Raw genomic sequence first — 7291 nt, 5'->3', positions numbered from 1 at the left:
CCCCCGACTCCGCCTGCCCCTGCACCCACGCCTCCAGTTGTCCGGCCCCGCCGAGGGTCCATCATCACCCGCGGCGGTCCGCCACATTCCGGCGGCGTCCCCTCAAGCGACTCAGCGGAACGGACGCGACGCATTCATAGGCGGCCCAGGCCCCAGCGGGGAGTCGCCCGCCGCCCGGCGGAGGCTGTTCCTCGGCTCGACGGAGGCGGATCGCCAACCCGGCCGAGGCGGACTCTCAGCCCAGCGGCACCGGCTCCGGCAGCCCGACCGGCCAGCTGTGGACCGGTTCTCCGGAGTGCATCAGTTCGCCGTACCGCCGGGTCGTGGCGGCCAGCGCCGCATCCCGCCCGAGCCCCTTGGCCAGAGCCCGGTGGAACGTTTCGACCTGCCAGGACGCCCCGTTGACCCGACGTCGGCAGCGCTCCTCGATCACCCCGAGGTAGAAGTCGCGGTCGACCGGCTCGACCCCCCACGCGTCCAGCCCCGCCTCGGCGAGCGGCAACAGCTCGTCGCGTACGAGGTTCACGGCGTCCACCGGCCCCACCCCGCCGTAGCGGCCGCGCGGCCACTGGAGCCGCGCGTCGATGCCGTGCCGGCATGCCTCGTCGAAGTTGGCGGCGGCCGCCTCGAACGGCAGCCGTGTCCAGACGGGCCGCGACTCCTCGGCGAGGGCGCGTACGACGCCGTAGTAGAAGGCGGCGTTGGCGATCACGTCCGTGATGGTCGGCCCGGCCGGCAGCACCCGGTTCTCGACGCGCAGGTGCGGAACCCCGTCGGCGATGCCGTAGACGGGCCGGTTCCAGCGGTAGATCGTGCCGTTGTGCAGGGTGAGTTCGGCGAGAGAGGGCACGCCGCCCTCGTCGAGGACGGCCATCGGGTCCTCTTCGTCGCAGATGGGCAGCAGGGCCGGGAAGAAGCGGAGGTTCTCCTCGAAGAGGTCGAACGCCGAGGAGATCCACCGCTCCCCGAACCAGGTGCGCGGCCGCACCCCCTGGGCCTGCAGCTCGGGCGGCCTGGTGTCGGTGGACTGCTGGAACAGCGGCGGTCGCGACTCGCGCCACAGCTCGTGCCCGAACAGGAAGGGCGAGTTGGCGCCGATGGCGACCTGCGCGGCTGCGACCGCCTGGGCTGCGTTCCACACGTCGGCGAACCGACCCGGGGTGACCTGGAGGTGCAACTGCACCGAGGTGCAGGCCGCTTCGGGCGCGATGGACTTCGAGGTGCAGACGAGCCGCTCCACCCCGTCGATGTCGAGGGTGAAGTCCTCGCCCCGGGCGGCGACGATCTGATCGTTGAGCAGGGTGTAGCGGTCGCCCGCGGAGAGGTTCGAGGAGACCAGGTCGTCACGGTCCAGGGTCGGCAGAATGCCGATCATCACGATTCCCGCGCCGACCTCGATCGCCTTGCGGTCGGCATACGCGAGGGAGGTGCGCAGCTCCTCGGAAAGCTGGTCGAAAACCCGGCCGCCCAGCCGATGTGGAGCAATGTTGACTTCCAGATTGAACATGGCGAGTTCTGTTTGGAAATCTCGGCTCGCAATCCGCTCCAGTACTTGCGCATTCATCATTCTGGGCAGACCGTCGCCGTCCACGAGGTTCAGCTCGATCTCCACACCCATCAGGTTCTTGGGGCGGTCGAACCGCTTCTCCTCCAGCAGCCGCGCCAGCCCCGCCAGGCACTGCCTCAACTTGTCGCGGTACTGCTGGCGATCGGAGAGGCCGAACGGCCCCGCCACGACCTTCTCTCCCATCTAGGGGTCCCTCCTTGGATGGGCAGGCCGACGATCCGGCCACTGCTGTCTCGGGTCCACGGATGATGATGCCCCGGTGGAGCCGCTGATAACGTCCGGCCGCGACCTGCGCACGCTAGGCTGATCGCGGTCACCTCCGACACTATTCACTCGGCGTGCTTCTGGCACATTCAGCAGGCAAGAATGAGCACGCGCTTTCCGCCTGTTGCGCTTTCGTGAAAAGCGCCGACCAGAACCGGCCGTCCGCTACGTGCCGGTAATCCGAGGTCACCGGCTCACTCCCATGGAAAAACGGGGTGATGGGCAGACCCCGGCGACCGGATACCGCCTTGCTCTTCATATTCGGAGCGGCTAGACGAAACCTCGTGTGAACACGTGTCGTATAAACTCCGCAAACGAGGCTGAGAGCGGCACCCGCGGTCCTCGGTCCTGCCGTCAGGCCACGCGCGGCGGACCCACCCACGCACCCGGACCCCGGGCACCCGTCTCTCCGACCCCCGAGAGCTGACAGCGCCGTCCGCCCCCGCCCTCGCGCCACTGTGCCTGTCGAATTGAGAGGCGACCCACCATGCCGCTGCATGTCCCTCCGGCTCCCGCGCCCGCCCTGCGCACCGTCCTCATGGCACTCGGTTCTCCCACCGCCGTCCACGAGGCGCGAACCCCTTCCCTGAAGAACGCCCCGGGCCCCGCCACACCCGAACTGCCGCTGCCCGTGCACGTCCTCGACCGGATCACCCCGGAGGGCACGGGCACCGCCCGGCTCACCGGATGGCGGTTCCTGATCCGCTGCGGCGACCGCGCCGTGGCCGCCGCCGAAACCCGGCTGACCCCGGACGGCTGGGCGTTCTCGCACTTCTTCGAGGGCCCGTACATCACCTCCACCGAGCGCGCCCTGCGCCAGGCCGAGGTCATGCAGCAGCCCTACCAGCCGCGCCTGCTGTCCGTGCCCGAGCTGTACATGCTCACGCTCTGGCTGCACGCCGACCCCACCGCCGACGGCGCCGTCGGCGACCCCGCACCGGACGACCTGCTGGTGCCGCTGGCGCCCGCGCCGCCCGGTATCGCCGCCCACCGCCCGCACCGGGTCGCCGAACTCCTCCCGGTACTGACCACCCGGCTCACGCCCGCACCCCTCCTGGGGTCACCCGCCTGAACCAAGGCCGCCACACCTCTTCGCACTTCTCGCGCCCCGCTGCCGATTTCCCGGCGGCGGGGCGCTCGTTTCCCCTCTTCCCACCACCGGGAAATGCGCGCTCTTTCGGGCGGCAATACGCTCGTACGAGCTATTCCCTAGCTATCCGCACCACCGGACTAGCCCCATCCGACCATGGCGAACCACCCGAAGGGACAGTGCGGCGGGGATGAACCGTCCGCGCGAGGGATGCGTCATCAACCTGTGAAGAAGCCGTGCTGCGAAATGCCTGCGGATTGACGTCCGTGGGGCAACACTGGGACCGGACCGATTTATCACAACGGGGGGCGGCCATGAACGAGGCTTCAAGCCGCGGGTCGGACAAACCAGCCAACTCAGACCACACGACAAACCGAAAGATCCCCACAACCATGTGCCAGCACCAGCCACTGTGCCCGACCGCCGAATCCGCCGACCGGGAGGGCGCCCGACTCGTGGCGCACCACCCGGAGCAGGGATGGAGTCTGCTCTGCAACGGCGTTCTGCTCTTCGAGGACACCGGTGAGCTCCTGCCGGACGGCCAGATCATCGCGCCGCACCGCCCGATGGGCAGCGTGGTGACAGCCGCCTGAGCCGCACGGACGTGCGCACAGGGTGAGCGTCCTCGCACAGGACGCCCGCCCGGACAGAAGAGGGGCCGGCCGGAGAGCGCACTCTCCGAACCGGCCCCGACGCATATCTCCGAGCGACTACTCCGCGTAGGCGTCCAGCGGCGGACAGGAGCAGACGAGGTTCCGGTCGCCGAAGGCCTGGTCGATCCGGCGCACCGGCGGCCAGTACTTGTCGGCGGGCGAGACCCCGGCCGGGAAGACCGCCTCCTCACGGGTGTAGGCGTGCTCCCACTCCCCACCGAGCGCGCCCGCCGTGTGCGGCGCGTTGCGCAGCGGATTGTCGTCCGCAGGCCACTCGCCCGAGGCGACCTTCTCGATCTCCGCGCGGATCGCGATCATCGCGTCACAGAACCGGTCCAGCTCACCGAGGTCCTCCGACTCGGTCGGCTCGATCATCAGCGTCCCCGCCACCGGGAACGACATCGTCGGCGCGTGGAAGCCGTAGTCGATCAACCGCTTGGCGATGTCGTCGACACTCACCCCGGTCGCCTTGGCCAGGGGCCGCAGATCGACGATGCACTCGTGCGCCACCAGCCCGCCCGGGCCGGTGTACAGCACCGGGTAGTGCGGCTCCAGCCGCTTGGCGATGTAGTTGGCGCTGAGCACCGCCACCTGAGTGGCCCGCTTGAGCCCCTCCCCGCCCATGAGCCGGACGTACGCCCACGAGATCGGCAGGATGCCCGCCGAGCCCCACGGCGCCGCCGAGATCGGGCCCACGCCCGTCTCCGGCCCGGCCGCGGGCTGCAGCGGGTGGTTGGGCAGGTACGGCGCCAGGTGCTCGCGGACCGCCACCGGTCCGACGCCCGGCCCACCGCCACCGTGCGGGATGCAGAACGTCTTGTGCAGGTTCAGGTGCGAGACGTCGCCGCCGAAGTGCCCCGGCTTGGCGAGTCCCACCAGCGCGTTGAGGTTGGCACCGTCGACGTACACCTGACCACCGGCGTCGTGCACCTGCGCGCAGATGTCGGCCACGTGCTCCTCGAACACGCCATGCGTGGACGGGTACGTGATCATCAGCACTGCCAGTTCGTCGCGGTACTGCTCGATCTTCGCCCGCAGGTCCGCCACGTCGATCTCGCCGTCCTCGGCGGTCTTCACGACGACGACCTTCATGCCCGCCATGACCGCGCTCGCGGCGTTGGTGCCGTGGGCGGAGGACGGGATGAGGCACACGGTCCGCTGCGCGTCGCCGTTCGCCCGGTGGTACCCGCGGACGGCCAGCAGCCCGGCCAGCTCGCCCTGCGAGCCCGCGTTCGGCTGCAGCGACACCTTGTCGTACCCGGTGGCCTCCGCCAGGCGCTCCTCCAGCTCACGGATGAGCGTGAGGTACCCCTGCGCCTGCCCGGCGGGCGCGAACGGGTGCAGCTGCCCGAACTCGGGCCAGGTCACCGGCTCCATCTCGGTGGTCGCGTTGAGCTTCATCGTGCAGGAGCCCAGCGGGATCATGCCCCGGTCCAGCGCGTAGTCCCGGTCGGCGAGCCGGCGCAGATAGCGCAGCATCGCGGTCTCGGAGCGGTACTCGTGGAACACCGGGTGCGTCAGGTAGTCGTCCGACCGCAGCAGCGCCTCGGGCAGGGTGTCCTCAGCCGCGGCGTCCAGGGCCTCGACGTCCCCCTCCACCCCGAACGCGGTCCATACGGCACCCAGCTGCGCCCGGGTCGTGGTCTCGTCGCAGGAGATCGACACCAGGTCCGCGTCCACCAGGTGCAGGTTCACGCCATGTTCCCGCGCGGCCGCCACGACCTCACCGGCCCGCCCCGCCACCCGCACGGTGAGCGTGTCGAAGTACGCGCCGTGCACGACCTCGACCCCACCCGCCGCGAGCCCCGCGGCGAGCACGGTGGCGTACCGGTGCGTACGCCGGGCGATGGTCCGCAGCCCCTCCGGCCCGTGGTACACGGCGTACATCCCGGCCATCACGGCGAGCAGCACCTGAGCCGTACAGATGTTGCTGGTCGCCTTCTCCCGGCGGATGTGCTGCTCCCGCGTCTGCAGGGCGAGCCGGTACGCCTTGTGCCCGTCCGCGTCCACGGAGACGCCCACGAGCCGCCCGGGCAGGCTGCGCGCGAACTTCTCCCGCACCGCCATGTAGCCCGCGTGCGGCCCGCCGAAGCCCATCGGCACCCCGAACCGCTGCGTCGTCCCCACCGCGATGTCGGCACCCAGCTCACCGGGCGACGTCAGCAGAGTCAGCGCCAGCAGATCGGCTGCGACGGTGACGAGCGCGCCGAGCTCGTGCGCCTGCTCGATGACCGGCTTCAGATCCCGTACGGCACCGGAGGCGCCGGGGTACTGCAGCAGCACCCCGTTGATCTCCCGCTCGGCGATCTCGGTCGGGATCCCCCCGCTCAGGTCCGCGACGACGACCTCGACCCCGGCCGGTTCGGCACGGGTCTCGATCACGGCGACGGTCTGCGGCAGCGCGTCCGCGTCGACGAGGAAGAGCCCCCTCTTGTTCTTCCCCATGCGCCGGGACAGCGCCATGGCCTCGGCGGCGGCCGTGCCCTCGTCGAGCAGCGAGGCCCCGGAGGTGGGCAGCCCGGTCAGTTCGGCGACGACGGTCTGGAAGTTGAGCAGCGCCTCCAGCCGCCCCTGGGAGATCTCGGGCTGGTACGGCGTGTAGGCGGTGTACCAGGCCGGGTTCTCCATGACGTTCCGCAGAATGACGGGCGGTGTGAAGGTCCCGTAGTACCCGAGGCCGATCATCGAGCCAAGCACCTGGTTGCGGTCCGCCAGCGAGCGCAGCTCCGCCAGGACCTCGGCCTCGGTGCGGGCGCCCGGCAGATCGAGTGCCTCGGTGTTCTTGATGACCTCGGGGACCGCGGCGGCCGTCAGCTCGTCGAGCGAGCCGTACCCCACATGCGCGAGCATCTTGGCCCGGGCCTCGACGTCCGGGCCGATGTGGCGCCGCTCGAACGGGATTCCCTGTTCGAGCTCGGAGAGCGGAATGCGATGGGCGGTCATTACGGAGGCCTCCTGGTCTGACACGACCTTCGAGGGGCACCACGGCACGGGTGCCCGGACGGCCTCCCCCTCTGTCATCTCAACCTGAGAGCTTCACCGGCCCTGGTCGGGCCGGCTTTCACCGTCGGTGAGAGCGGGAGCCGTGGCACCCGCTCTGCTTTCCAGAGTGACCTCGTCCGTGCGGTACGTGAGCCTGAGAGATTCCGGGGAGGATTTGCTCCTTCGGCGCCTCCGAATGGTGTCCGGAGGACTCTCCCGCACGGGGTCAACAGCCGCTGCCAGCGTATCAGCGCGGTCAACGCACGGGTCTTCGAGTGGCCGCCGCCCCCGATGTGCCGTTTCGTAGGGGTCAGAGATGATTCGCCGCCACTCTGCGACCACTTGGAGGGCCCGTGCAGACCGACATCGATCCACGCCACCTGATCGGCCGCAAGGCGTTCGACCGCAAGGGCAGCAAGATCGGCACCGTGGACGAGGTCTACCTCGACGACGCGACCGGCATCCCCGAGTGGGCCGCGATACGCATGGGCTTCTTCGGCCGAGACGCCTTCGTCCCCCTGGAGCCCAGCGAACTCGTCGAAGGCACCCTCCGCGTCCCCTTCGAACGCGCCCTGATCAAGGACGCCCCCGACTTCGGCGTCGGCCGCCACCTCTCCCCCGAACAGGAACTCCAGCTCTACCACCACTACGGCCTGGACACGGCCCCACCCCCACCCCTGGACCACGACTTCGGCAACGTGGCAGGCAAGGACGAATCCTGACCGCCCCCAGAGC

General features: G+C 70.0%; 5 protein-coding genes and 1 riboswitch. Of the genes, 3 read left to right on the top strand and 2 right to left on the bottom strand.

Annotated features, from left to right (window positions below):
* Positions 1 to 235: 235 nt before the first annotated feature.
* A complete protein-coding gene (locus P1P70_RS36765; RefSeq protein ID WP_319245513.1) occupies positions 236 to 1750 on the bottom strand; it encodes a glutamate--cysteine ligase in 1515 nt (504 codons plus the stop codon).
* Positions 1751 to 2318: 568 nt separating this feature from the next.
* On the opposite strand from P1P70_RS36765, the gene P1P70_RS36760 reads away from it, so the two are divergent.
* The gene (locus tag P1P70_RS36760) at positions 2319 to 2903 is read left to right on the top strand and encodes a hypothetical protein (RefSeq protein WP_319245511.1); all 585 of its coding nucleotides are present in this window, start codon (positions 2319 to 2321) and stop codon (positions 2901 to 2903) included.
* 410 nt (positions 2904 to 3313) lie between these two features.
* Positions 3314 to 3514, top strand: a complete 201-nt coding sequence (locus P1P70_RS36755) for a DUF5999 family protein (protein ID WP_086756025.1) — start codon at positions 3314 to 3316, stop codon at positions 3512 to 3514.
* Between the two features lie 117 nt (positions 3515 to 3631).
* Here the strand turns inward: P1P70_RS36755 and gcvP are convergent, their stop codons facing one another.
* Positions 3632 to 6517, bottom strand: coding sequence for an aminomethyl-transferring glycine dehydrogenase (gene gcvP, locus P1P70_RS36750; protein ID WP_319245508.1), 2886 nt, complete (start codon positions 6515 to 6517; stop codon positions 3632 to 3634).
* 171 nt (positions 6518 to 6688) lie between these two features.
* Positions 6689 to 6785: riboswitch (glycine riboswitch) on the bottom strand.
* 124 nt (positions 6786 to 6909) lie between these two features.
* On the opposite strand from gcvP, the gene P1P70_RS36745 reads away from it, so the two are divergent.
* Positions 6910 to 7278 (top strand): PRC-barrel domain-containing protein, encoded by a 369-nt coding sequence (locus P1P70_RS36745; RefSeq protein ID WP_239752330.1) that lies wholly within the window; start codon positions 6910 to 6912, stop codon positions 7276 to 7278.
* The last annotated feature ends 13 nt before the right edge of the window (positions 7279 to 7291 follow it).

This window comes from Streptomyces sp. MB09-02B, from assembly GCF_033794485.1.
GTDB lineage: Bacteria > Actinomycetota > Actinomycetes > Streptomycetales > Streptomycetaceae > Streptomyces.
The sequence above is the reverse complement of the archived record's forward strand: the minus strand, read 5'-3'. Positions and strand labels throughout refer to the sequence as shown.